Origin of the sequence: Pigmentiphaga litoralis (assembly GCF_048632615.1) — a bacterium.
Taxonomy (GTDB): Bacteria; Pseudomonadota; Gammaproteobacteria; order Burkholderiales; family Burkholderiaceae_B; genus Pigmentiphaga; species Pigmentiphaga litoralis_B.
In genome coordinates this window covers 32,528-55,089 of record NZ_CP184479.1, presented here as the reverse complement: position 1 = coordinate 55,089, position 22,562 = coordinate 32,528, and the positions used below count along the sequence as shown (strand labels likewise).

Annotated in this window: 22 protein-coding genes; 11 read left to right on the top strand and 11 right to left on the bottom strand. The window is 66.1% G+C overall.

All coding sequences use genetic code 11. The features are described 5' to 3' along the window. Positions 1-8 precede the first annotated feature (8 nt). Both ACNANG_RS00275 and ACNANG_RS00270 read right to left on the bottom strand, forming a co-directional pair. Positions 9-1,127 carry an alpha/beta hydrolase gene (locus tag ACNANG_RS00275; protein ID WP_420225495.1) on the bottom strand — a complete coding sequence of 373 codons (1,119 nt, stop codon included), beginning with the start codon at positions 1,125-1,127 and terminating at the stop codon, positions 9-11. A 76-nt stretch (positions 1,128-1,203) separates the two neighbouring features. After that, positions 1,204-1,644, bottom strand: a complete 441-nt coding sequence (locus tag ACNANG_RS00270; RefSeq protein ID WP_420225494.1) for a DUF1810 domain-containing protein — start codon at positions 1,642-1,644, stop codon at positions 1,204-1,206. 436 nt (positions 1,645-2,080) lie between these two features. On the opposite strand from ACNANG_RS00270, the gene ACNANG_RS00265 reads away from it, so the two are divergent. The 7 genes from ACNANG_RS00265 (at position 2,081) to ACNANG_RS00235 (ending at position 11,683) form a co-directional block, all read left to right on the top strand. Then, positions 2,081-6,094 carry a CheR family methyltransferase gene (locus tag ACNANG_RS00265; protein WP_420225493.1) on the top strand — a complete coding sequence of 1,338 codons (4,014 nt, stop codon included), beginning with the start codon at positions 2,081-2,083 and terminating at the stop codon, positions 6,092-6,094. Positions 6,095-6,180: 86 nt separating this feature from the next. Further along, positions 6,181-6,561: a hypothetical protein gene (locus tag ACNANG_RS00260; protein WP_420225492.1), complete on the top strand. Its 381-nt coding sequence runs from the start codon at positions 6,181-6,183 to the stop codon at positions 6,559-6,561. A 75-nt stretch (positions 6,562-6,636) separates the two neighbouring features. Beyond that, positions 6,637-7,404 carry a gluconate 2-dehydrogenase subunit 3 family protein gene (locus ACNANG_RS00255; RefSeq protein ID WP_420225491.1) on the top strand — a complete coding sequence of 256 codons (768 nt, stop codon included), beginning with the start codon at positions 6,637-6,639 and terminating at the stop codon, positions 7,402-7,404. Then, a complete protein-coding gene (locus ACNANG_RS00250) occupies positions 7,401-9,173 on the top strand; it encodes a GMC family oxidoreductase (RefSeq protein ID WP_420225490.1) in 1,773 nt (590 codons plus the stop codon). The genes ACNANG_RS00255 and ACNANG_RS00250 overlap by 4 nt, the downstream gene beginning before the upstream one ends. Further along, the gene (locus ACNANG_RS00245) at positions 9,170-10,033 is read left to right on the top strand and encodes a c-type cytochrome (RefSeq protein ID WP_420225489.1); all 864 of its coding nucleotides are present in this window, start codon (positions 9,170-9,172) and stop codon (positions 10,031-10,033) included. Before ACNANG_RS00250 ends, ACNANG_RS00245 begins: the two co-directional genes overlap by 4 nt. 44 nt (positions 10,034-10,077) lie before the next feature. Beyond that, positions 10,078-10,905 (top strand): ammonia-dependent NAD(+) synthetase, encoded by an 828-nt coding sequence (nadE, locus tag ACNANG_RS00240; RefSeq protein WP_420225488.1) that lies wholly within the window; start codon positions 10,078-10,080, stop codon positions 10,903-10,905. A gap of 136 nt (positions 10,906-11,041) precedes the next feature. Next, positions 11,042-11,683 carry a DUF4142 domain-containing protein gene (locus ACNANG_RS00235; RefSeq protein ID WP_420225487.1) on the top strand — a complete coding sequence of 214 codons (642 nt, stop codon included), beginning with the start codon at positions 11,042-11,044 and terminating at the stop codon, positions 11,681-11,683. Positions 11,684-11,689: 6 nt separating this feature from the next. Here ACNANG_RS00235 and ACNANG_RS00230 read toward each other — a convergent pair whose 3' ends face one another. From ACNANG_RS00230 to ACNANG_RS00215, 4 genes are all read right to left on the bottom strand, one after another. Continuing rightward, positions 11,690-11,971, bottom strand: a complete 282-nt coding sequence (locus tag ACNANG_RS00230) for a hypothetical protein (RefSeq protein ID WP_420225486.1) — start codon at positions 11,969-11,971, stop codon at positions 11,690-11,692. Continuing rightward, positions 11,968-12,300 carry a hypothetical protein gene (locus ACNANG_RS00225; protein WP_420225485.1) on the bottom strand — a complete coding sequence of 111 codons (333 nt, stop codon included), beginning with the start codon at positions 12,298-12,300 and terminating at the stop codon, positions 11,968-11,970. The genes ACNANG_RS00230 and ACNANG_RS00225 overlap by 4 nt, the downstream gene beginning before the upstream one ends. Positions 12,301-12,396: 96 nt before the next feature. Further along, positions 12,397-12,603, bottom strand: a complete 207-nt coding sequence (locus ACNANG_RS00220; RefSeq protein WP_420225484.1) for a hypothetical protein — start codon at positions 12,601-12,603, stop codon at positions 12,397-12,399. Between the two features lie 64 nt (positions 12,604-12,667). After that, positions 12,668-13,021: a DUF2243 domain-containing protein gene (locus tag ACNANG_RS00215; protein ID WP_420225483.1), complete on the bottom strand. Its 354-nt coding sequence runs from the start codon at positions 13,019-13,021 to the stop codon at positions 12,668-12,670. Between the two features lie 132 nt (positions 13,022-13,153). Here ACNANG_RS00215 and ACNANG_RS00210 point away from each other — a divergent pair, with 132 nt between their 5' ends. Then, positions 13,154-13,741, top strand: a complete 588-nt coding sequence (locus ACNANG_RS00210; protein ID WP_420225482.1) for a hemerythrin domain-containing protein — start codon at positions 13,154-13,156, stop codon at positions 13,739-13,741. Here ACNANG_RS00210 and ACNANG_RS00205 read toward each other — a convergent pair whose 3' ends face one another. The 3 genes from ACNANG_RS00205 to ACNANG_RS00195 form a co-directional block, all read right to left on the bottom strand. Continuing rightward, positions 13,742-14,260 carry a CinA family protein gene (locus ACNANG_RS00205; protein ID WP_420225481.1) on the bottom strand — a complete coding sequence of 173 codons (519 nt, stop codon included), beginning with the start codon at positions 14,258-14,260 and terminating at the stop codon, positions 13,742-13,744. Positions 14,261-14,382: 122 nt separating this feature from the next. Then, positions 14,383-14,868 carry an NUDIX domain-containing protein gene (locus ACNANG_RS00200; protein ID WP_420225480.1) on the bottom strand — a complete coding sequence of 162 codons (486 nt, stop codon included), beginning with the start codon at positions 14,866-14,868 and terminating at the stop codon, positions 14,383-14,385. A 3-nt stretch (positions 14,869-14,871) separates the two neighbouring features. Continuing rightward, positions 14,872-15,090 (bottom strand): DUF1653 domain-containing protein, encoded by a 219-nt coding sequence (locus ACNANG_RS00195; RefSeq protein WP_420225479.1) that lies wholly within the window; start codon positions 15,088-15,090, stop codon positions 14,872-14,874. Between the two features lie 138 nt (positions 15,091-15,228). Here ACNANG_RS00195 and ACNANG_RS00190 point away from each other — a divergent pair, with 138 nt between their 5' ends. Then, on the top strand, positions 15,229-16,734 hold the full coding sequence (locus ACNANG_RS00190) for an aldehyde dehydrogenase family protein (RefSeq protein ID WP_420225478.1): 1,506 nt from the start codon (positions 15,229-15,231) through the stop codon (positions 16,732-16,734). Between the two features lie 20 nt (positions 16,735-16,754). On the opposite strand, the gene ACNANG_RS00185 is transcribed toward ACNANG_RS00190, so the two are convergent. Beyond that, positions 16,755-17,414, bottom strand: coding sequence for a chemotaxis protein CheB (locus tag ACNANG_RS00185; protein WP_420225477.1), 660 nt, complete (start codon positions 17,412-17,414; stop codon positions 16,755-16,757). Positions 17,415-17,818: 404 nt separating this feature from the next. Continuing rightward, on the bottom strand, positions 17,819-19,081 hold the full coding sequence (locus tag ACNANG_RS00180) for a citrate synthase (protein WP_420225476.1): 1,263 nt from the start codon (positions 19,079-19,081) through the stop codon (positions 17,819-17,821). A gap of 126 nt (positions 19,082-19,207) precedes the next feature. On the opposite strand from ACNANG_RS00180, the gene ACNANG_RS00175 reads away from it, so the two are divergent. Together ACNANG_RS00175 and ACNANG_RS00170 are read left to right on the top strand one after the other, a co-directional pair. Further along, positions 19,208-21,001 carry a thiamine pyrophosphate-binding protein gene (locus ACNANG_RS00175; RefSeq protein WP_420225475.1) on the top strand — a complete coding sequence of 598 codons (1,794 nt, stop codon included), beginning with the start codon at positions 19,208-19,210 and terminating at the stop codon, positions 20,999-21,001. Positions 21,002-21,023: 22 nt separating this feature from the next. Continuing rightward, positions 21,024-22,526: an aldehyde dehydrogenase family protein gene (locus ACNANG_RS00170; RefSeq protein ID WP_420225474.1), complete on the top strand. Its 1,503-nt coding sequence runs from the start codon at positions 21,024-21,026 to the stop codon at positions 22,524-22,526. Positions 22,527-22,562: the final 36 nt, after the last annotated feature.

Below are 22,562 nucleotides of genomic sequence, written 5' to 3'. Positions count from 1 at the left end.
TACCCTGCTTAGTTACCCAGCGACTGCCGCAGGCGTTGACCCGCATATTCCTGGGCCTGGCGTGCCTTGACCACCACCGCAGCCGTGCCGAAGAACTCGTGGGTCACGCCCGAGTAGTCCTGGCGTTCCACCTGCACGCCCGCGTTGCGCAGTGCTTCCTCAAGCATCGATCCATCATTGCGCAGCGGGTCAATGGCCGCGTTGATGATCGTGACCGGCGGCAAGCCCGCCAGGCGCGCGTTGACGAGGTCCAGACGCTGATCCTGCTTGTCGATCGGCGAGGCCAGCAGTTTGTCCAGGAACCATTCGATCATCGGCCGGTTCAGCGGCTTGGCTGCGGCATTCGCGACGTACGAGGGCGTCAGCAGGCTACCCGTTTGCGCCACCGGATATACGGCCAGTACATGGCGCGGCTGTGTCACGCCGGCGTCGCGGGCGGCGATCGCCGTTGCCACCGCCAGGTTGCCGCCAGCGCTTTCCCCTGCCAGCGCCAGGCGCTGCGGATCGCCGTTCATCGAACGCGCGTTCTGGGATACCCAACGATAGGCGGCCAGCGCGTCGTCCCACGCGGCCGGGAATTTGACTTCCGGCGAGCGGCGATAGTCCACGGACACGACGATGGCGTTTGCCTGCTTGGCGATACCGCGAGCGCCCGCGTCATACACCTGCTTGTCGGCAATGACCCAACCGCCGCCATGGTAGTAAGTGATGACAGGGAAGGGACCGGCGCCCGAGGGGGTGAACACGCGCGCGGGCAAGGGGCCCGCCGGTCCGGGAATGGTGGTGTCCCGCGACGTCACGCCCGGGACGAGCGTGGTCGGATCGGTCGATCGTCCTTGCTGACGCAGCACCGCATTGACGGCGTCGGCGATGGTGGGTTGCGCCCGTGCTTCGGATACCGAGATTTTTTCGATGGCCTTGGGGTCCAGATTCGCATAGGCGTCGAGCACGGCTTTCATGTCTGAATCCGCGCGCAGCGCTGCTCCGGCGTTGGCAACGGCGTTGGCCAGCGGCGAGGGGCGATCGGGCGGAGCGCTGCACGCGGCCAGCGTGGCAAGCGACGCCACGACAGTGGCCATCAGGGCAGGGCGCAACAGAGGGGTACGAGCAGTTCGGGCAGCGGTCATGAAATCGATCCAGAGAAGTGATGAACCTATTGTTGAGCAAGTAGCGATCCCGGCGACCAAGCCTCACGAAGACTCATCAACGCTCTAGCAAAGACACGGTGCCGTTGTCGTCTTTTCCTTCGAAGTACCGGTCCAGGCACGCCCGGAACACCGGGTCAGCCGACGGCACGCGGGCGAACAGCGTCAGGCTGGAATGCAGCTTCAAGGTGTCGGGATCGCCAAAGATGGCATGCGCTGTCGTGCCTTCGCGCGTCAGCAGTTCGGTGGCCGCGGCGACCAGACGCGGGCCGAGTATCGGATGAGCCAGGTAGGCCGCTGCCATATGCAAGTCGTGAATGGCGTAATGCCGTGCCATGTCGCTGCGGCCCAGTCCTGCCAGTTGCGGGAAGACGAACCACATCCAGTGCGTGCGCTTGCGGCCCGCGCGCAACTCCGCCATTACCGTGTCGATGACAGGACGTTGCGCATCGACAAAGCGTTGGAGGTCATAGGTGGGTTGCGAGGGTGAAGCGGTCATGGGATCTCCTGTAAAGGGTCATGCGTGTCAATGGCTGGCGCGTCTGTTTTGGGATGACCTGTTTTGCTCTGGTAGCGATGTGACCCGCTTACGCAGGCGTCTGAGCCGCCGTGATGGCAGATCAGCAACTTCCGCGCCGCCGCCCGCATTGACCCATAACCTTGGCGGCGCGCACGGACCCGAATGCTGTCACCGTGTGTAAGTGAAGTGGGCAATACGCAAGGTTGGAAATAGCGTGCTGATCCAGGCCCGAAACCGCTTTGTTTGTGTGAGAATTCGTGAATCGTTCACCCGCGCGCCTGCCACATCCCAGGTTTGCGCACAGCCGAGATGCTCGATGACCCCAGGCAGCGCCAGCCTCGCCGAGACTGCAGAGCAACTGCGGACCAGTAGCTCCGGCCACCGGCCGTTTCGTGTGGCCGGTGTGGGCGCGTCCGTGCTCGGCTTGGATGCGCTGGCGGGGTTTCTTCACGCCATCCCTTCCGATACCGATTTCTGCCTGGTCGTGGTGCTGGACGTGCCGGGCGAGTGGGATGCGCAGGCCAGCCTCGAGATGTTGGAATCGCTGTCGGCATTGCCCATCGAACTGGTGACCGAAAGCCGGCCGTTCGAGGCGGGCCGGGTGCTCATCGTGCCTGGCGATAAGGTGGGCGCTGTTGCTGCAACCACCGTGCACGTCCGCCGCGTTGCCCGGACCCGGATGCGCCGTGTTGCCATCGACCTGATGTTCCGGAACCTGGCCCTGCTGTTTGGCGACGAGGCCATCGGCGTGCTGTTGGCAGGCGATGGCAACGACGGCGCCGATGGCTTGGCGCACATTCGCCATGCGGGTGGCCTGACCCTTGCCCAGGCACCGTTCGAGGCGGGTTGCGACGAGATGCCGCGCCATGCGATCGCGGCCGGCGCGGTGGACGTGGTGCTGCCGGCTGCCGACCTTCCTGCTTCCATGCAGCGTTTTGCGTCCGCGTCGCCCGCGATCCTGCTGCCGTCGGCCCTGGGTCGCAACGTGGTGCGCGCGCCTGCGACCGCCTATCCCTTGCCAGGTATTCGCGAGATTCTGCGCATGCTTGCGCAACGGTGCGGCCGCGACTTCTCGCCATATAAGACCATGACGGTCCTGCGTCGCACGCAGCGCCGCGCGCGCCTGCACGGCGTTAGCGACCTGGCGGCGTACGCGCGCGTGCTCGAAACCGAAACCCAGGAAGCGGCCGCGCTGGCGCACGACATCCAGTCCACCGTGACCGGCTTCTTCCGTGACCCGTCAGCGTATGCAGTGCTGGAATCGATCACTTTGCGCGGGCTGACCAATGTGCTCCGCGCGATGCCTGACTCGACCTTGCGCGCATGGTGCGTGGGTTGCTCGACTGGCGAGGAAGCCTTTTCGCTCGCAATCGCGCTTGCCGACGCGGCAGGCGCCGACGCGTGCGATCGCCTGCGCATCTTCGCCAGCGACGGGGATCCGGCGGCCATTGTCACCGCTCGCGCGGCCATGTACCCGCTGTCGACCGCTGCCGATGTGAGTCGGTCGCGCATGCGGCGCTTCCTTGAGGAATCAGCGGACAGATACCAAGTCAAGAAGGTGGTGCGCGAACGGGTGGTATTCGCCGTGCACGATTTGTTCCGGGACCCGCCATTTTCGGGACTGCACCTGATCGTGTGCCGCACGCTGCTGCCCGAATTGAAAGCGGAGGCACGCGACGCCTTGCTGCGGACTTTTCATCGGTCGCTCCTTCCCGAGGGCTATCTCTTTGTGGGGCGGGAAGGTCTGGGCGAAACAGGCGAGACGTGGTTTCGTCAGGTCGATGGTACGCACGGGTTATATCGAGCGCGGGTCAACGTGCCCGGTCAGCGGTCGACGCCACTCGGCCTTGCCACCGCGCGGGAGACCCCGCTAAATTCGGCGGCCAACAGCTCGGAGGGAGCACGAAAGGTCGCGTTTGCCGATGTGCATCGGCGGGCGATCGAACGGTTTTCACCACCCAGTGTGGTGGTCACGGGCAGCTACGAAGTGGTGCATCTATCGCCGGACGCAAACCGCTATGTGCGTGAAGCCCATACCGAGTCCGGTCCGCGCCACCTGCTGACAATGGTCAGCGCAGCCCTGCGCCGCGAATTGATCGAAGCCTTGACCCGGGTCATTTCGACCGGTCAGCCCGCGCAGTCCCGCCGCGTGACGCTGGGCGACGACGTGCCCGGCGCGGTGGTCCGCATCACGGTGCGGCCCTTCCATGACGACCAGAGCCGGCAGGACCTGATGCTGGTGGTCTTCCATGAGGTAACGGATGCGACGCCCGCAGCGTCAGGCAATGCGCTCGTGTCATCGAGGCGGGCCGACGGCGTGGCGGCGCTCGAGGCGGAGATCGCGCAGCTGCAGGAACGGCTTGCCGACGAATCACGGCGGGCTCGCCGTTCGAATGAACGTCTCATGACCGCGAACGAGGCCCTGGAAGCCGCCAACGATGAGCTGCGCATGTCGACCGCCGCGCTGGTCGCGGGCAAGGACAGGCTGCACGCGATCAACGAAGAGCTGACCACCGTCAATGTCGCCTTGCGCGAAGCGGCTGAAGAGACGTCGGACATCCATGACGACCTGCAGAACCTGATCCGGTCCAGCGACCTGTCAGCCATTCGCGTGGACCGGTCGCTGGCCGTGCAATGGTTCACGCCGCATGCGCGCCAGGTCATGGACGTTGCATTGTGGGACCGCGGCCGTCCGCTGGCGCAGATGACGCATCGGCTCCAGTATCCGGAGCTTGTAGCCGATGTGGCCCGCACCGTGGCATCGACGTCGCGGATCGAGCGCGAAATCCGCAGCACCGACGGCTCGTGGTTTCTGACCCGTGTCGTGCCCTATCGCACGTTCGATAATCTCGTCGACGGCGCGGTGATCATCTTCGTCGATATTACCGAGCGCCGCCTGGTTGACGCCCGGGTCAGCGCGGCGCAAGCCCGCATGCGGCTCGTGGCCGAAACGACGCAGGAGTACGCCTTCATCGCGATGAACGATGCGGGCATCATCACCAGCTGGAACGCGGGGGCCGAACGGATATTCGGTTTCACCGCCGCCGAAATGCATGGCAAGCCGTATGCGTCGATCTTCACGCGGGATGAACAGGAGCTTGGCATCCCCGCGCGCGAACTGACGCATGCCCGGCGCACCGGCCATTCGTTCGACGATCGCTGGCGCTCCCGGAAGGACGGCAGCCGGTTCTACTGCAGCGGCGTGCTGTATCCGTTGACGGGGCAGGGCACGCCAGGCTTCGCGAAGATCTCGCGCGACCTGACGACCCGCCATCGCGAACAGACCGCGCGCGAGCAAGCCTTGCAGCGCACGCTGGCCTCCAACGAATTGAAGGATGTGTTCTTCGCGATGATGTCGCACGAGTTGCGGCATCCGCTCAATCTGATCCAGCTCAACATGGAACTGCTGGGACGCGGCCCCGACGTGATGGGCGTGCCCGCCGCCAACCGCGCCGTCGATGCCGTCAAGCACGCCGTGCGCGACCAGGCGCGGATCATTGACGAACTGCTGGATATCGCGCGGATATCAACGGGCAAATTGAAGATCACCTGCACGCCCGTCGATCTCGCGGCGTTGGTGGCTCGGTGCATCAGTGCCGTGTCGGCCGACGCCTCGGGCAAGGGCGTCCTGGTCGCGGCGTCCGGCCTGAACGCTCCTTTGCTGCTGTCGGCTGACCGGACCCGGCTCGAGCAAGCCGTCGGCAACCTGCTCGCCAATGCGATCAAGTTCACGCCGCGTGGAGGTCACGTGTTCGTCACGTTGGTGGACGATGGCAATGAAGCGCGGCTTGATGTGGCCGACACCGGCGTCGGCATTGCACCGGAAAGCACGGACTCCATCTTTACCTTGTTGAGTCAGCTCGACCCGCAGCATGCCACGCGCAGCACGTCGGGGCTGGGCGTGGGTCTGGCTCTGTCGCGGCATTTCGTCGAAGCCCATGGCGGCCGGCTGCAGGTCCGGTCCGATGGACCAGGCAAGGGCGCCACCTTCACGATCCGCCTGCGGCTGTCCGAAGACCCGGTGGCGCTGGAAGCTGCGGCCACGCCTGCCTTGCAACGCCTGCAGGGAGTGCGCATCGTGCTGGCCGAAGACTCACGCGACGCGCTGGAGGCCCTGAGCCTGTTGCTGGAAGACGAAGGCGCCAAGGTGCTGGGCGCTACCACCGGACAGGCCGCGCTGGACCTGCTGCAGAACGACGACATCGACGTGCTGATCGCCGATATCCGGATGCCGGGCATGAATGGCCGCGAACTGGTCCGAAGGCTCAGGAAAGCCCCGCGCAACGCCGGCATTCCCGCGATCGCGATGACCGGCCTGGGGGCTCATGGCAGTGCCGAACCCCGCACGCTTGAAGGCTTCGATACCTGGCTGTGCAAGCCCGTGTCGGTGGATCGCGTGGTAGCGGCGGTGCTGGAACATCTGCAGTAGCTCGGCGGCGACGGCGCGCGTCAAGGCAATACTGGCGGTATGAATGTTGCTGAGTTCAACCGTCAGTCATCCAGAGGGAGGACACCATGAAGGTGCTCCGCATGCTTGCCCACGGCGCAATCCTTGCCGCCGCCCCGTTTTCGTTCATGACGCTTGCCGCCGTGCCTCTGTCGGCGGCGGCCGCATCGTCGTCGCAGCACGGCTCGTCGCACGGCGGGCCATCGCAGCATGGGTCATCCGATCCCGGGTCGGGCGTGAACGGCAGCAGCGGCATCATGGGCCAGACGCCTGAACCGCCGGCGGCCACCTCCGCGCCGCGCCGTCCGATGCCCACGCCGCGCACCGACGCCGATCCTGCCAACACGCCGCAGTCCGGCTCGACCATGACGAACCGGCCGGGCAATACGACGTCCGCCAATCCCGCCACGACCCCTCGCGATACGGCCGCCCCGGCCACATCGCGCTAAGCGCCCGTCCTCCACCGGCGCACACGGCGGCGCGGGTTCACTGGCGGCAGCGCCCGCCCATCCAAGGAGCCAGGTTTGGAACACGCCCTTCGATTCACGCGCCGCGAGGTCCTGAAAGCCTTGCTCGCAGGCGGGCCCGCGGCGGCCGCCGCGGGGATGCCAACAGGCGGGGCCGCAGCCCAGGCAGCGGGCAATGGCACGGCCGCACCGGCAGCAAGCACCCCGTCCACGGCGGCCGCTGCCCCCTATGTGTGGCGCTTTTTCAACGCCAAGGAAGTGCGCGCCGTCGAAGCCGCGATCGACCGCCTGATCCCGACCGATGCGTTGGGGCCGGGCGCCAAGGACGCCGGGGTGGCCGTCTTCCTGGACCAGCAGCTGGCGGGCGCGTGGGGCAGCGGGGATCACTTCTACAAACAAGGGCCGTTCGTCGCCGGCACACCGCAACAGGGCTACCAGCTGTCCTTCACGCCCGCGCAGATGTTCCGCGCCGGCCTCGCGAGCCTGGACCAGGCGGCCGCCAGCGGCGGGAAGGGGGCGTTCGCCGACCTGGACAGTGCCGCGCAGGATCAATTGCTCAAGCGCATGCAGGCCGGCGACATTCCGGCGACACCGCTGCCGTCGGCCGTGTTCTTCGCGGCCTTGCTCGACGCCACGATAGAAGGCTATTTTGCCGACCCGGTGTATGGCGGCAATCGGGACATGGCATCGTGGAAGCTGGTGGGCTTTCCGGGCGCGTACGCGAGCTACATGAGTGACGTCGAACGCCATGGCGTGGCGTGGACGCGCCCCCCGATTTCCATTGCCGACGCCGCGCACGGTGGCCACGGAGGACACATGCGATGAGCAAGACATTGCCAGCCAAGGACGTCGTGATCGTGGGGGGCGGGTGGACCGGATCCATCATCGGGAAAGAGCTTGCGGCCAATGGCCAGAGCGTCGTAGTGCTGGAGCGCGGACAGCCGCGCTGGCCATCGCCCGACTTCCAGGCGCCTACCGTGCACGACGAGCTGAAGTACACACGCCGCCACGAGCTGCACCAGAACACCGCGGTCGAGACGTTCACGTTCCGCAACACCCCCAGCGAACAGGCCCTGCCGATGCGCCGGTGGCAGTTCGCGTTCCCCGCCACGCATGTGGGCGGTGCGGGCAATCACTGGTCGGGCGCCTATTACCGCTTCGACGAAACCGAGTTCAAGTTCCGCAGCCACTACACGCAAAAGTATGGCGCCAAGATCCTGTCGCCCGACATCACGCCGCAAGATTGGCCGCTGACCTACGACGAGCTGGAACCCTATTACGACCGCTTCGATTACCTGATCGGCGCGTCGGGCTATGCCGGCAACCTCAACAAGAAGCTGCAGCCCAACGGCAATCCGTTCGATCCGTGGCGCTCGCGGCAATACCCGAACCCGCCGCTCAAGGTGCCTTACGCATCGGCGCTGTTTGGCGAGGCCGCCGCCAAGATGGGCTATCACCCGTATGTGCAGCCGTCCGCGCTGGCAAGCCGGCCGTACAAGAATTCGGAGGGCCTGAACATGAACGCCTGCGTGTACTGCGGCTTCTGTTCGAACTATGGCTGCGAGCACTTCGCCAAGGCGTCCCCGCAAGTGTGCGTGCTCCCAGCGGCGATGAAATTGTCCAACTTCGAATTGCGGGCCAATGCGCACGTGCTGCGCGTCGAACTGACGCCGGACAAGAAAAAGGCGCGCGGGGTGACCTATGTGGACGCGTCCGGCGAAGAGTGCTTTCAGCCCGCCGAGATGGTGTTCCTGTGCGCTTTCGGCATTCACAATGTGCGGCTGCTGCTGCTGTCGGGCATCGGCAGGCCCTACGATCCGGCGACACGCGAAGGCGCGGTGGGACGTGCCTATACGCACCAGACCACGTCCAGCGTCAACCTGTTCTTTGATGAGAAGGTCAACATCAACCCCTTCATGGGCGCGGGCGCCGCCGCCGTCACGATGGACGACTTCAACTCCGACAATTTCGATCATGGGCCCTTGGGTTTCGTGGGCGGCGGCTACATCCAGATCCAGGTGGTCGGGGGCGCGCCCATCGGCTACCGGCCGGTGCCCAAGGGCACGGCGGGGTGGGGCAGTGAATGGAAGCAGGCAGCCAGGCGCTACTACAACCACTCCATGCCCATCACGATCACCGGCGCCGCGATGTCCACGCCAACGGGTTACCTGAGCCTGGACCCCACCTACAAGGACGCCTGGGGCTTGCCGCTGCTGCGCATCACATATGACTTCCCGGATAACGACATCAGGATGTCGGCGTTCCTGACGGACAAGGCGTTCGAGATCGGCAAGGCCATTCGCGGCGTGACCCTGGCCGAGGCAAATCCGCGGGTGCGGCCCTATGGGGCCACCACCTACCAGTCGACCCATCTGACCGGCGGTGCGCCGATCGGTAGCGATCCGGCCACCAGCGTCGTGAACCGCTATGGGCAGTGCTGGGACGTGCCCAACGTGTTCGTGACCGGCGCGGCGTTGTTCCCCCAGAACTCGGGCTACAACCCGACCGGCACCGTGGGCGCGATGGCCTACTGGACGGTCGACGCCGTCAAGCAGCAGTACCTTCGCCAACCCGGACCGCTGGTGAAGACATGAGCAACCCTCTCAAGCCCTTGGGCCTTGGCGTGGGTGCCGCGGTGGCTGCCACCGCAGTGTTCGTCGGCATCATGCACCTGGCGTTTTCCACCAGCCTGATCGATGGCAATCCGCGCGCGGGCGATGCACCCGCAACCCCGGCAACGACGGCGGCAACCGCGCCGCCGGGATCGCCGCCGCCTCCCGCGCCCGATCCATCCGCGGCGCAGGCCAGGCCCGCCGCACCGCGCGAGCGCACGGGCACGGACTTTGTCGTGGCGAAGGCGCGCTGGGAAACCGTGTTGGACCAGGGCGGCGAGGCGGCTAACGGGGAAAAAATCGCCAGCGCGGGAAGCGCCACGGGCGCGGCGGCGTGCGTGACCTGCCATGGCGCGCAGGCGGCAACGGCGGCATCGTCCTTTCCACGCCTGGCCGGGCTGTCGGCCGAATACATCGCAAAACAACTGACGGACTACAAGGATGGGACGCGCGCGCATCCCATCATGTCGGGTATCGCCAAGACGCTGTCCGAAGCGGACATTGCGTCGGTGGCGAAATACTATGGCCTGCAACCCGCCCCGGCCGTGCAGGCCGCCGCAGCGGCAGACCAGCCGTCGGCGGGCGCGCGGCTGCACACGGGCGGCGATATGGAGCGGGCTCTGCCGGCCTGCGCCAATTGCCACGGGATGGACGCCCGTGGCGCCGGCCCCTTGATGCCGGGGTTGTTCGTCCAACCCTCGGCCTATATCGCGGCGCAGCTGAACGCGTTTCGCGGCAATCAGCGCGCGAACGACGATCAGGGCGAGATGCGATCCTTTGCGTCGCGCCTGAGCGATTCGGACATTGCGTCGCTGGCCGACTACTATGGCCTTCGGCCTTGAGCACCCTTTTATGAACGAGGACAGTCTTGACGAGGAATGACACCATGAACCCAACCACCACCCTGGACACACGTGACATCATTGCCGAACTCGGCGTCGTCAACCCCGTCGATGTGGATCATGAGATCGAACGGCGCGTCGCCTTTCTATGCGATTACCTGACGAACGCACGCGCCCGCTGCTATGTGCTGGGTATCAGCGGCGGCGTCGATTCGCTGCTTGCGGGGCGGTTGGCGCAGCTTGCCGTGGAACGCGCACGCGCCGCGGGCCACCCAGCTACTTTCTACGCCATGCGGCTGCCCTATGGCACCCAGGCAGACGAAGCCGCCGCGCAGGCAAGCCTGGATTTCATCCGGCCCGACAGACGCCTGATCGTGGATATCAAGCCCGCGACCGACGCCATGCGCGCGTCGCTCGAAGCCGGGGGCCTCGTGTATCGCGACGAGGCGCATGCCGACTTCGTGACTGGCAATACCAAGGCGCGTCAGCGCATGATCGCGCAGTACGCGGTGGCGGGCGCGCAGGAAGGCCTGGTGATCGGCACCGACCAGGCAGCCGAAGCCCTGATGGGATTTTTCACCAAGTTCGGTGATGGCGCGGCCGACGTGATTCCATTGAGTGGTCTGTCGAAGCGCGCAGTGCGCAGTCTGGCGCGCAAGCTGGGGGCGCCCGAAGAGCTGGTCATGAAGGTACCCACCGCCGATCTGGAAACGAACTCGCCGCAAAAGCCCGACGAGGCCGCCTTTGGTCTGACCTACGAGCAGATCGATGACTTCCTGGAAGGCAAACTGGTCGACGCCGCGGCCAGTGAAAAATTGAAAGGTGTGTACCGCAGCACCGCGCACAAGCGGGCGTTGCCCGTCGCGCCTTGACCTGACGGGGGCCAGGCGTCATCCCGAAGTGCGCCGTGGCATGCGGCTTGCGGGCCATGGTTGAGTTCACAATTGGAGACTTCCCATGACCTCATTCAGTCCCGCGATCCGTATCAGCCCGATGCGCCGTCTTGCCTTGCGTCTGGCCACCGGCGCCGTCTGCCTGGTGGCGCTGCCTTTGTCTGCGACCGCCGCCGATCTGTCCAAGGCGGATGCTTCGCTGCTGCGGGCTGCGGCGCAATTCGGTCGTTTTGAAATCGAAGCTGGCCAGATGGCCAGCGCGCGCGCAACCACCGACCCGGTGCGGGAGTTCGCCCGTACCGTTACGCGTGATCACCTGCAGGCGGAGACCGAGCTGAAGGCGCTCGCATCTGTGCGCAAGCTGTCGCTGCCCACCGAGCCGTCTGCCGCGCAGAAAAAGCTGCTGACCTCGTTGGGACAGAAGAGCGGAAAGGAGTTTGATGATGCCTATGTACGCGAGGCCGGGCTGACGCAGAATCGTCAAGGCATCGCGCAGCTGGAGAAGGCGCAACCCGGTGTCAAGGATCCGGACGTGCGGTCCGTAATCGAACGCGGCCTGACGCTGATGCGGCATCACGTACAGTTGGCTGAAACCGCGGCCAAGCCTGGCGGCGGACAGCCCACGGGCACACGGCATCAGGGACTGGGCGAAGCGCGTAATCCGGTTCCGCGCACCACTGCGCCAAATGAATCGGCGCCGCCCGCCGAACGCCCGCAGCAGGATCGCGACCGCGGGACGGCCGTGCCGACCCGCTGATCCGCGCTACTCGATATCGGGCGCCAGGGCCATTGGGGTGGACGCAGGGGCGCCGGCGCCTGGGGCGGATGTCTTCAGGCTTTCGGGCCGCGCCTGTGGTGTCATGGCGTGCGCCGCGCCGGTGGCTCCCATCGGCGTGTCGCGCAGCCCGCGCGCAGCGCCACGCATGCTGTCGGCATCTGACGGAAAGCCCGAGCGGGTTGCGTAGTCAACGGTTCGTCCCTGGCCCATGGGCTCGTAGTCGATGGCCGTCCGCAGGTCCAGCGCGGTAATGGTTGCGACATTCAACAATGCGCCTTGGGGCGGCCTTTGGCCGCGCCGTGGGCATCGGCCTGGGTCAGCAATGTGCCCATGTCCAGAACATCGCCGCCAAGCCGTGCCCACAACCAGGGGCGAGCGTTGCGGGTGCTCAATAGTCCCACGCCACACAGGATTTCACGCAGGCCATAACACCGCATCAACGACGGGCTGGCGTGGACGCCGCATAAGCGGGCCATGGTGCGCGGCATGATGATTTCGGCAAGCCCGAGCGCCAGACTGAACCAGCCCAGTCCGCGCGCCGTGCGCTGGGCCCGATAGGCGGACGGCAGTTGCGCCGGATCCACTTGAATCTGCATGATCTTTCTCCTTGCTTGATGACGGCCGGAGTGCCGCCGCCTGGCGCTTTTCGCAAGCGGCGTGCCGACAGGCGACGGGTCGCAAGCACGGACCGGTCAGCGCGCGGCCATCCATGACGCGCAACCGCCCAAGGCGCCCGCCGCCACCACCCAGGCGCCGTCGGTGTAGCGTGGCATACGGCTCGCCCCGGCTGGCAGATTCATGAGCCAGACCGTGCCATCGTTGCTGGTCTCAATGATTGCGGCGCCGTACCGCTGCGCAAAGGCATAGGCCGATCGCGCGCCCTGGCCTGGCAGCGTCACCAGGGTGACCTGAGCCGCGCCATCCACTGTGCGGTTGGGGGAAAGGGGGCAACCGGCGCCAGGTTCAGCATCGCCGCGGCAATGACCAGCACCCCCAGCATGCCGCCCGCCGCGGCGCCCCGCGACGGCGTCCCGCGCCCAGGACCCGACGATCCATTGCCGGCCAGCAGCGCCATCCCCACAGCCCGGTCGCCACTCCGAAGATGATCAGCCAGCCTATGTCCCAGGCCAGCGGCGCGGAGGCGTCCATCCTGACGCGATGCAGGCCCAACACCCAGTGCACGATCACCACGTCCAGCACCTGCCATGCGGCAAAGCCGATCAGCGCATGGCCTGCCAGCACCGTCGCGCGCGTCTGGGAAAGTTGGCCCCGATGACGCAGCAGCACCCCCAGGCCCGCCAGACCCACGAGGTACATCACCGCGTGAAAAGCCCCATCGGCCAGGATCTGGGTACCGATCGCAGCGAACCGCGCACCCGTTGCGCGGCAGCAGCGTCACGGCACAGCAGTTGCTGAAGCAGAAGCTTCCCCAACCCAGACAGGTGACTCATGGACCTCGCACTCTCGACCATTTCCCCCGGCGCCACGCGCATGATCCGGCTGGACCACAGCCACGTCCTGGTGACCTTCCATCGCTACAAGATCGATACCAATCCCCGCGTCAAGCAAGGGCTGGTCGACACGATCTGTACGGCGCTCGAAATCCATGCACAGTTGGAAGAAGAGATTTTTTATCCGGCGATCCGCGAGGTGACGGACAACGAAGCGATCCGCAAGAGCGTGCCCGAGCACGATGAAATGCGCCGCCTGATCGCGCAGCTTCGGGGCATGGAGCCGACCGATCCCGCCTACGACGATACCGTCATGGAATTGATGCGCGACGTGCTGCACCACGTGGCCGATGAAGAGACGATCCTGTTGCCCGAGGCCGAACGCATCCTTGCGGACCGCCTTGGCGAGCTGGGCGCCGCCATGACCAAACGCCGCATGCAGCTGGTGCTGCCGCGGTCGGGCGAGATCGCGTCGGACATGGCGCGGTCGATCCCGACGCCGGTGTATCTGCTTGGCGGCATTGCCGGCCTGGCCTGTCTGGCCGCTTTCGGCATGATGCGTCGGGACGACCGCGGCTGGCGCTGATCAGCCCGCGCTGGCCACACTCTGTGCGGTCAGTTGCAGCGCCTGCTGGTGGTAATGCGGCAGGCGTTCCAGCGCGTATTCGGCGGTCGCTTCACGAATTTCTCGGCGGTCGCCTTCGAAGCGGCAGCAGGAGGAATACACGACGATCTGGCCGTCGTCCAGTTCGAATGCCCAGGCCAGGCATTGCGTGCCGGGCGGGATCTCGGGATCGGAATCGTCGACGACACCTGTGTCGGCGATGGCCACGTTCGCGCAGCTGCGTTCCAGGGCGCCGCGTGCCATGGCCTGGGCCACCGGTTCGCTGGTCAGGTTGTGGTTGCGCAGCGTGTCTTCTGGCACGCCAAGCACTTCCCGCTTGGCGTCCGGCGAATAGGTAACGTAGGCGCAGTCCAGCGTCGAACCGGCGCCCGGAATGTCGGCCAGATTCGCGGCGATCAGGCCCGCCGTGCAGGATTCGGCCGTGACCAGCACCAGATCGTGGCGGCGCATGTAGTCGGCGGTGGTTTCACAGGAATTCATGGTGCAAGTGTCCCCCTAAGGCTTATGTGCCGTCTGTCGCGGCTTTCTTCATAGAGCAGGCCGTGTGCCCGAAGGTGGTGCATACATCGCCCCCGGTCTGGCAGGCAAGACCTGCTCATGTATCACTCGGCTTGCTCGTCAGCACCCCGCGCCTGCACATAATCGACCAGGCGGTCCAGCAGCGGCAGCTGACCGGAGATCAATTTGCCCCGTGCCGCGCCAAGATCGAACCACGCCGCGCGATCCACTTCGGGAAAGCTGGCCATCCGGCCACTGCGCGGCGGCCACTCCATCTCGAATGTCATGCTGCGGAGGGTGCCGGCATCGAAGTCGCCTTCCAGCGCAAACGCTCGCACCCGCTTGCCACTGCGTTGGCGCACCTCGCCCAGCGGGATCAGGTCGCCTTCGGGCCGTGCGCCCAGTTCTTCCTCGAATTCCCGGCGTGCGGCGGCGGCGTCGTCCTCGCCTTCATCCACCTCGCCTTTCGGAATGGACCATGCGCCCGCGTCTTTGTTGCGCCAGAAGGGACCACCGGGGTGGACCAGCAGCACCTCGAGCCGCCCGTCCCGCACGTGGTACATCAGGACGCCCGCGCTGGTGATCGCCATCGGTCAGCGGGTCAAGGGCTCGAAACGGATGCGGCCGTCATCCAGCGTGCCTTCGAACATGGCCTGTGGCCGCACCCACAGACCACGTTCACGCGGCCACAGGTGCTCGTACACGGTCATGGTTTCCAGGGTTTCGGAATGGCGGGCACTGCCGACCACGCGGTACAGGCCGCCCTTGTAGTGACGGTGGGTAGCAAGCTGGCGGGCTTCGGCTTCGGTCATGGTGTCGATCTCGTCAAGGAAATGAGCGGGCCGCTCGGCCCGGTTCGATGGTAGCAGCAGGGCGGCCGGCGCCGCGACGCGTTACCCTACGGGATTGACGGCGCGCGGGCGCGCCGGATTTTCTCGATTATTGACATCATGACAGCAGATTCCCGATTGACCCGCCTGACCGCGGGCATGGTCATCCCTTACGGCGGCGACCGCTACACCACGGTATCCGACGCCCTTGCCAGTGCGTTCCAGCCTGGCGATCGATTGCAGGTGGTCCAGCGCACGGGCGCGCTGCTGCACATCCCGGCTGCCGTTCAGCACCTGGTCGAAGACGCCGTATCGGCCGCCGCCGACGCGTTCCGAGAACTGCCACGCGCCGCGCCCGGCGCGGTCGCCGCGTTCTATGACCGCTTTGCCGACGCGCTGGAAGATGAAGCGACCTGGCAATCCATCGTCGACGCAAACCAGGCCGACGTGCGCCGCGCGCAGGATCGTGGCCGTTCGACCACCCGCCTGACGGTCTCGGACCGCATGCGGTCAGACATGATCTCCGGCCTGCGCAGCTGGGTTGCCATGACAGGCATCACCCCTGTCGTCGGCAAGGTCGACCACCCCACCTGGACGGTGGAGACGGTCCGGGTGCCCCTGGGCATCATCGGATTCGTTTTCGAAGGCCGGCCGAACGTCTTTGCCGACGCGGCGGGCGTCCTGGCCACCGGCAATACGGCGGTGCTGCGCATAGGCAGTGACGCACTGGGGACCGCGCGCGCGATCGTGCGTCATGCCTTGCATCCCGCACTGGCGGCGGCGGGCTTGCCCACCGGCGCGGTCACGTTGCTCGATGCCGAGGACCGCGCCGCGGGCTGGGCGCTGTTCAGCGACCGACGGCTTGCGCTGGCCGTGGCGCGCGGGTCGGGCCATGCGGTACTGGAACTGGGCAGCGTGGCGCGCCAGGCCGGCATCCCGGTCAGTGCGCATGGAACCGGAGGCGCCTGGATGGTCGTGGATCCGACCGCCGACACGGCGCGCTTCGGCGCGGTCGTGCAAAACTCGCTGGATCGCAAGGTGTGCAACACCTTGAATGTCTGCTGCATCCCCGTGTCGCGTGCCGCGGAACTGGTGCCGGTGTTCCTGGATGCCTTGCGTCTTGCGGGTTCCGCGCGGGGGCAGGACGCCCGCCTGCACGTGCTCGCGGGCAGCGAAGCGTATCTGCCGCACCAGGTGTTTACGCAGCAGGTCAAGGTGCAACGGGCCGAGGGCGCGTCGCAGGAACCCTTCGCGACCCTGCTGGCCGAAGACGCGCTGGGGCGGGAATGGGAATGGGAGGACACGCCCGAAGTCACGCTGGCCATCGTGCAAGACGTGGCCGAGGCGGTCGCGCTGTTCAACCGCTGGAGTCCCCGCTTCGTGGCCAGCCTGATCGCGACGGATGCCGATGCGCATGCCCGCTTCCGGGCCGATATCGACGCGCCGTTCGTGGGCGATGGGTTTACGCGGTGGGTGGACGGGCAATACGCGTTGGGCCTGCCCGAACTGGGTCTGTCGAACTGGGAAAACGGCCGGCTGCTGGGGCGCGGTGGTGTGCTATCAGGCGCGGACCTGACGGCGTTGCGGCTGGTCGCCACCCACCAGTCGCCCGGGCAGCACCGCTAGGCCTGTACGAGCCCGTGGGCTCAGGCGCCCAGGTCGGTCGGCAGATTCAGCACGGCAGCGGCCTGGGCATTGCCGGTGTCCACTTTCAGGAAATCATCGCGGGGCAGCGCAGCCGGCCCCGCGTGCGCGCTGTCTTCGTGCACCGAGGTGCCAAGCAGCTCGGCGATTTTTTCGATGGATGCCGTGTAGTCCGGGTGGTCGCCCTGGATGGCGCTCAGTGGCATCCCGGTGCTTTCGGCCTCATCGGGCCGCTGCACGATACCGATTCCGCCTGCTTCATGGATCGCGGCCATGCCCGCGGTTCCGTCCGCGCCCGCGCCACTCAGCACCACGCCAATGACCCCTTCGCCAAAGGTGCGCGCGGCCGACAGGAAAAGGGCGTCAGCGGTCGCTCCGTTCACGGCCGCGGTTGGCGTCTGCCGGAGCGTGCCGGGCGGTACCACCGTCAAGCGGTGGCTTGGTGTCGACAGGTAGATGGTGCCTGGTACCAGCCGCTCGCCGTCCTGGGCACAGGTCACGCGAAGCGCGCTGCGGCTGCCTAGCCGGTCCGCGATCCGTCGCGGGTCCTGAGACCCGGTGTGCAGCACTGCCACGATAGGCACCGGGAAGTCCGACTGCAGTAGATGAGCAATACGGCTGAGGGCGTCGAGACCGCCCAGAGATGCGCCTACAACGATCACAGATATTCCATCGGTCATCATGACTCCGCGGTCCAGTCTCAGGAAGCAAGAAACCGGCATCGTTGATGACGCATTCGGGCTTCCTTTTGATCGACTCTATGCGTAATTCTCAGTCGTCGCAGATCTTTTCTTGTCGTTTTGTAAGTCCCTTGTTCAGGGCGGGACGCTGTGATCTTTGTCCGAAACCGACTGACGCCGACGTGGGTACGGGTGGCAGCTACCTGCCTCGACATGTTGTTATCAAGCGCCTAATAAGCAAGGGAGTGCATGTCACGTCAGTCGCGCACCGCCAAAACGAAGTGGCGCGATCAAGTCGCGTGCTAAGGGTGTGGCGGTAGGCGGACACGACACTTGCATTGCCTGTTGCGCCTCGTCACCAATGCGCAATGCACCTTGGCGTCGCCTTACGCACCGGCGGTCACAAACTTGGCGCGCGGCCGGATCATCTGCCCTGCTCGGCGCTGTTCTTGTACGTGCGCTACCCAACCGGCCGTGCGCGCCAGCATGAATACCGCGCCGGTACTGTAGCGCGGCAAGCCGATGGCCTGGGCGACCGCCAGCGCGCCCAATTCATGCCGGGGCGGCAAGCCCAGGTCCTGGGAAACCTGCTCCACGAAATCGAGCAGCATGCGCAGGCGCTTGTTGCCGTCGGAGCGTTCCTTGGCAATGGCCAGCAGCCCCATGGCGCGAGCATCGCCTTCGGGGTAAAGCGGATGGCTGAAGCCCGGGACGCCAAGCCCTTGCTGATGCAGCGCCACCGCGCGTTTGCGCAACGCCGGACGCGACGCGCCAGCATGCAGAAAGTCTTCGATCCGGTCGTAGTTGCGGGACAGCTCGATACCCGATGCACTGCACAGCGCCGCCGACACGCAGCTATGCAGCGACGCGCCGACCGACGCCGCAACGCGCGCGACGAAGGTACTGGACGACAGTTCGTGATCCGCGAACAGTACCAGTACCACCTGCAAGGCATGCACATTCGCTGCATGCGGTTCCACCCCCATGGCTTCGAGCAGGCGCTGTGCGACCGAACCCCGCCCGCCGCGATGAAAACTGCGCGTGGGGCCGATCATGCCAAAGCATCCGGCCATGGCGGTGATGATCTCGCGCGCGGCGTCTTGCGTCTGGCCGCCCACGATGCGTTCTTCCACCGTGCCACGCGCAAGTCCAAGGCGCAGCACCACCATGGCCAGGATCTCGGCCAGTTCGCCATTGCCTTGCGGCACGCTCAGGACAGGCGCGATCGCGGTGGCGACGGATGGGGGCAGGGCGCGCCGTGGCCATGCGATGTCCGGATGCCATAGCCCCGTCCACAGCAACTCGGCCACGGCCTCGAAGCTGCCGCCGCTGGATGCCAGGTCCATGGCGAGACGGCCGCGGTATCGCGGGCCTTCTGGCGTCAGTTCGGTGATCGACGTGGGCACGACCGGTTCGCCCCATTGCAGCGCGGCGCCCGCCACGGCGCCGTGGCCCGATCGGGCCATCGACCTCGCCTGCACGCGCAGGATGTCGTCTCGCCGGTAGAGACGTTCCTTGGTTCCGACCTGCTTGACGCTGCGGATCAGCCCCTTGCTGACATAGGCATAAAGCGTCTGGATGCGGATGCCGAGCAGGGCGGTGGCCTCGGTCGAAGTCAGGTAGATCCGGGCGGCGTCATCAGGCGGCATAGGTTGAACGTGCAATCAAGATTGATCAATGTGAAGTTCAATCTTACAGTGCGTTCACTTGCTTCCGTGCGCCGATCGCCATCGGCTATTTCGCGGCGGCCCAGACCCATAAGATCGGAGACCTGCATGACTCTTCCCGTGCCCAGCCCTGTCGCCACCGTCAGGCGCGACATTCCGCAGCCTTCCCGCAGCGAGGGCATCTGGGGCAGCGACGCGCTCGCCGAAATGATTCGAAGCCTGGACATCCCGTATGTCTGCCTGAATCCCGGCTCGAGCTTTCGCGGCTTGCACGACAGCCTGGTGAATCACCTGGGCAATGAAAAACCGCAGATGCTGCTGTGCCTGCACGAAGAGCACGCTGTCGCCATGGCGCACGGCTACGCCAAGGTGACGGGCAAGCCCCTGGGCGCGATCGTGCACAGCAACGTCGGCCTGATGCACGCCACCATGGCCATCTATGACATCTGGTGCGACCGCCTGCCGGTGGTCATCATGGGCGCGACCGGCCCCGTCGATGCGGCCCGCCGCCGACCGTGGATCGACTGGTTGCATACCGCGCAGGACCAGGGCGCGCTGGTGCGCCACTACACCAAGTGGGACTGCCAGCCGGCGTCGGTGGGGGCGTCGTACGAAGCACTGCTGCGCGCCAAGCAGATCGCCGAAACCGCGCCGCCCGGGCCGACCTACGTCTGCTTCGACGCGGCCATGCAGGAACAGAAGCTGGACGCCATTCCGCCACTGCCGGATGCTTCCCGCTACGCGCCGCCGCCTACCACCTATCCCGATCCCAGGTTGGTGGACCAGGCGCTGGCGCTGCTGAAGGGAGCCAAGAACCCCATGATCCTGATGGGCCGGGCTTCCCGTGACAAGGCCGCCTGGGACCGCCGCGTGCAACTGGCCGAGGCGCTCAACGCCAAGGTGCTGACCGATCTCAAGACCGGCGCGGCCTTCCCGACCGACCATCCGCTGCACCTGGCGCCCCCGGGCGTCTTCCTGTCGGGCGATACCGGGGCGCTGCTCAAGCAGGCCGACGTGGTGCTCAGCCTGGACTGGGTGGACCTGGCCGGCACGCTCAAGCAGGGCTGGGGCAATGCGCCCGCGGGCTGCAAAGTCATCCAGGTATCCGTCGACCAGTACATCCATAACGGCTGGAGCATGGACCACCAGGGCCTGCCGCCCGCCGACATCTACCTGGCCTGCGGCATCGAACCCGTGGTCGAGGAACTGCTGGCGCGGCTGGACGTCAAGGCAGTCAGCGACTACACGCCGGCCGAGTGGGCCAAGCCCGCCGCCGCGGCCGACGGCTCGATCAGCATTCACGCGCTGGCCGCGACGCTCAAGGACGTGGTCGGCGATGACGACGTCTGCCTGATGCGTCTGCCGCTGGGCTGGGCCGGCGACATGTGGCATTTCCGTCATCCGCTCGACTACCTGGGCGGCGACGGCGGCGGCGGCATTGGTTCCGGCCCGGGCATGTCGGTGGGCTCGGCGCTGGCCTTGAAGGACACGGGCCGCCTGCCGGTGTCGATCCTGGGTGACGGCGATTTCATGATGGGCAATGCCGGCCTGTGGACGGCGGCCAACGCCGGCATCCCGATGCTGATCATCACCGCCAACAACCGGTCTTTCTTCAATGATGAAGTCCACCAGGAACGGGTGGCCAAGGAACGGAACCGCCCGGTCGAAAACCGCTGGATCGGGCAGCGTATCGATGACCCCGCGCCGGATCTGGCAATGATGGCGCGCGCCCAGGGCTTGAAGGGTATCGGCCCGGTGACCGACCCGGCCAAGCTGGCCGATGTGCTGCGCGACGCCATTGCCGCCGTGCGGGGCGGCGCCGCCGTGGTGGTGGATGTCCACGTGACCGCGGGCTACAGCCCGTCCATGGCCGCCGGCATGACCCGCAGCCACGACGAATGAACCGATACGAACGAGGCCTTTCATGAGCAGCACTGTGTCCACCGCCCCCAAGAAGGGCAGCATCGATCCCGCCACCGTGATCCCGACCCATCGCGACCTGTTCTACGGCGGTGAATGGCATGCCCCGATCAGCGGCAAGTATGTTCCGACGCTGAACCCCGGCCTGAACCGCCAGGTCGGCGAAGCCGCCGACGCCAACGCCGCCGACGTGGATGCGGCCGTCAAGGCCGCCCATGCCGCCTATCCGGCGTGGCGCCGCATGAAACCGATGGATCGTGCCGCGATCATGCGCCGCGCGGCCACCGTGCTGCGCGAGCATGCCGAAGAGCTGGCGCTGATCGACGCCATCAACACCGGCAACCCGGTATCGGAAATGATCTCCGACGCGAACATTGCCGCCGCCAGCCTGGATTACTTTGCCGGCGTCGTGATGGAACTGAAGGGATCGACGATTCCGATGGGCGACGACCGCCTGAACTACACCCTGCGCGAACCGCTGGGCGTGGTCGCCCGCATCGTGGCCTACAACCACCCGTTCATGTTCGTGGGCGCCAAGATCGCGGCACCCCTGGCCGCCGGCAATACAGTCGTCATGAAGTCGGCCGAACCCGCGCCGCTGTCGGGCATCCGGCTGGCTGAACTGATCGGCCCCATCTTTCCGCCGGGTGTGCTGAACATCCTGAGCGGCGGCAAGGAATGCGGCCAGGCGTTGACGGTCCATCCGCTGGTCAAGAAGATCACGTTGATCGGCAGCGTGCCCACCGGCAAGGCCATCATGCGCAGCGCAGCGGATTCGCTCAAGCCCGTGCTGCTGGAGTTGGGCGGCAAGAATGCCCTGATCGGCTTTCCGGACGCGGATGTCAAGGCGCTGACCGACGGCCTGGTGCGCGGCATGAATTTCACGTGGGCGGGTCAGTCCTGCGGGTCGACCAGCCGCGCGTTCATCCATGCATCGATCTATGACCAGGTGGTCGAAGGCGCCGCCCGGCTGACGCGGGAGCGCCACAAGCCAGGCATGGCCACCGACTGGTCCACGACCATGGGCTGCGTCATCAACCAGATCCAGTACGACAAGATCATGAAGTACATCAACTCGGGCAAGGACGAAGGCGCGCGGCTGGTGATCGGCGGCAAGCATCCGGATACCGAAGGGCTGGCAGACGGCTTCTTCATTGAACCGACGATCTTTGCCGATGTGAATGCCGACATGACCATTGCCCGCGAAGAAATCTTCGGACCGGTTCTGTCGATGTTCAGGTGGGAAGACGAAGACGAACTGTTCGAGATGGTGAATCGCGTCGAGCTTGGCCTGACCGCCTCGATCTGGACCCGGGACCTGGTGACGGCCCATCGCGCCGCGCAGCGCGTCGAAGCCGGCTACGTCTGGATCAATGACACCAGCAAGCATTTCCTGGGCGCGCCGTTCGGCGGCTACAAGCAGTCGGGCATCGGACGTGAAGAATGCTTTGAAGAACTGCTGGAGTTTTCGCAGATCAAGAACGTGAATGTGAACCTGGCACCCTGATCCGAAGCGCGATCGCGACGGGGCCCGGCCCCGTGC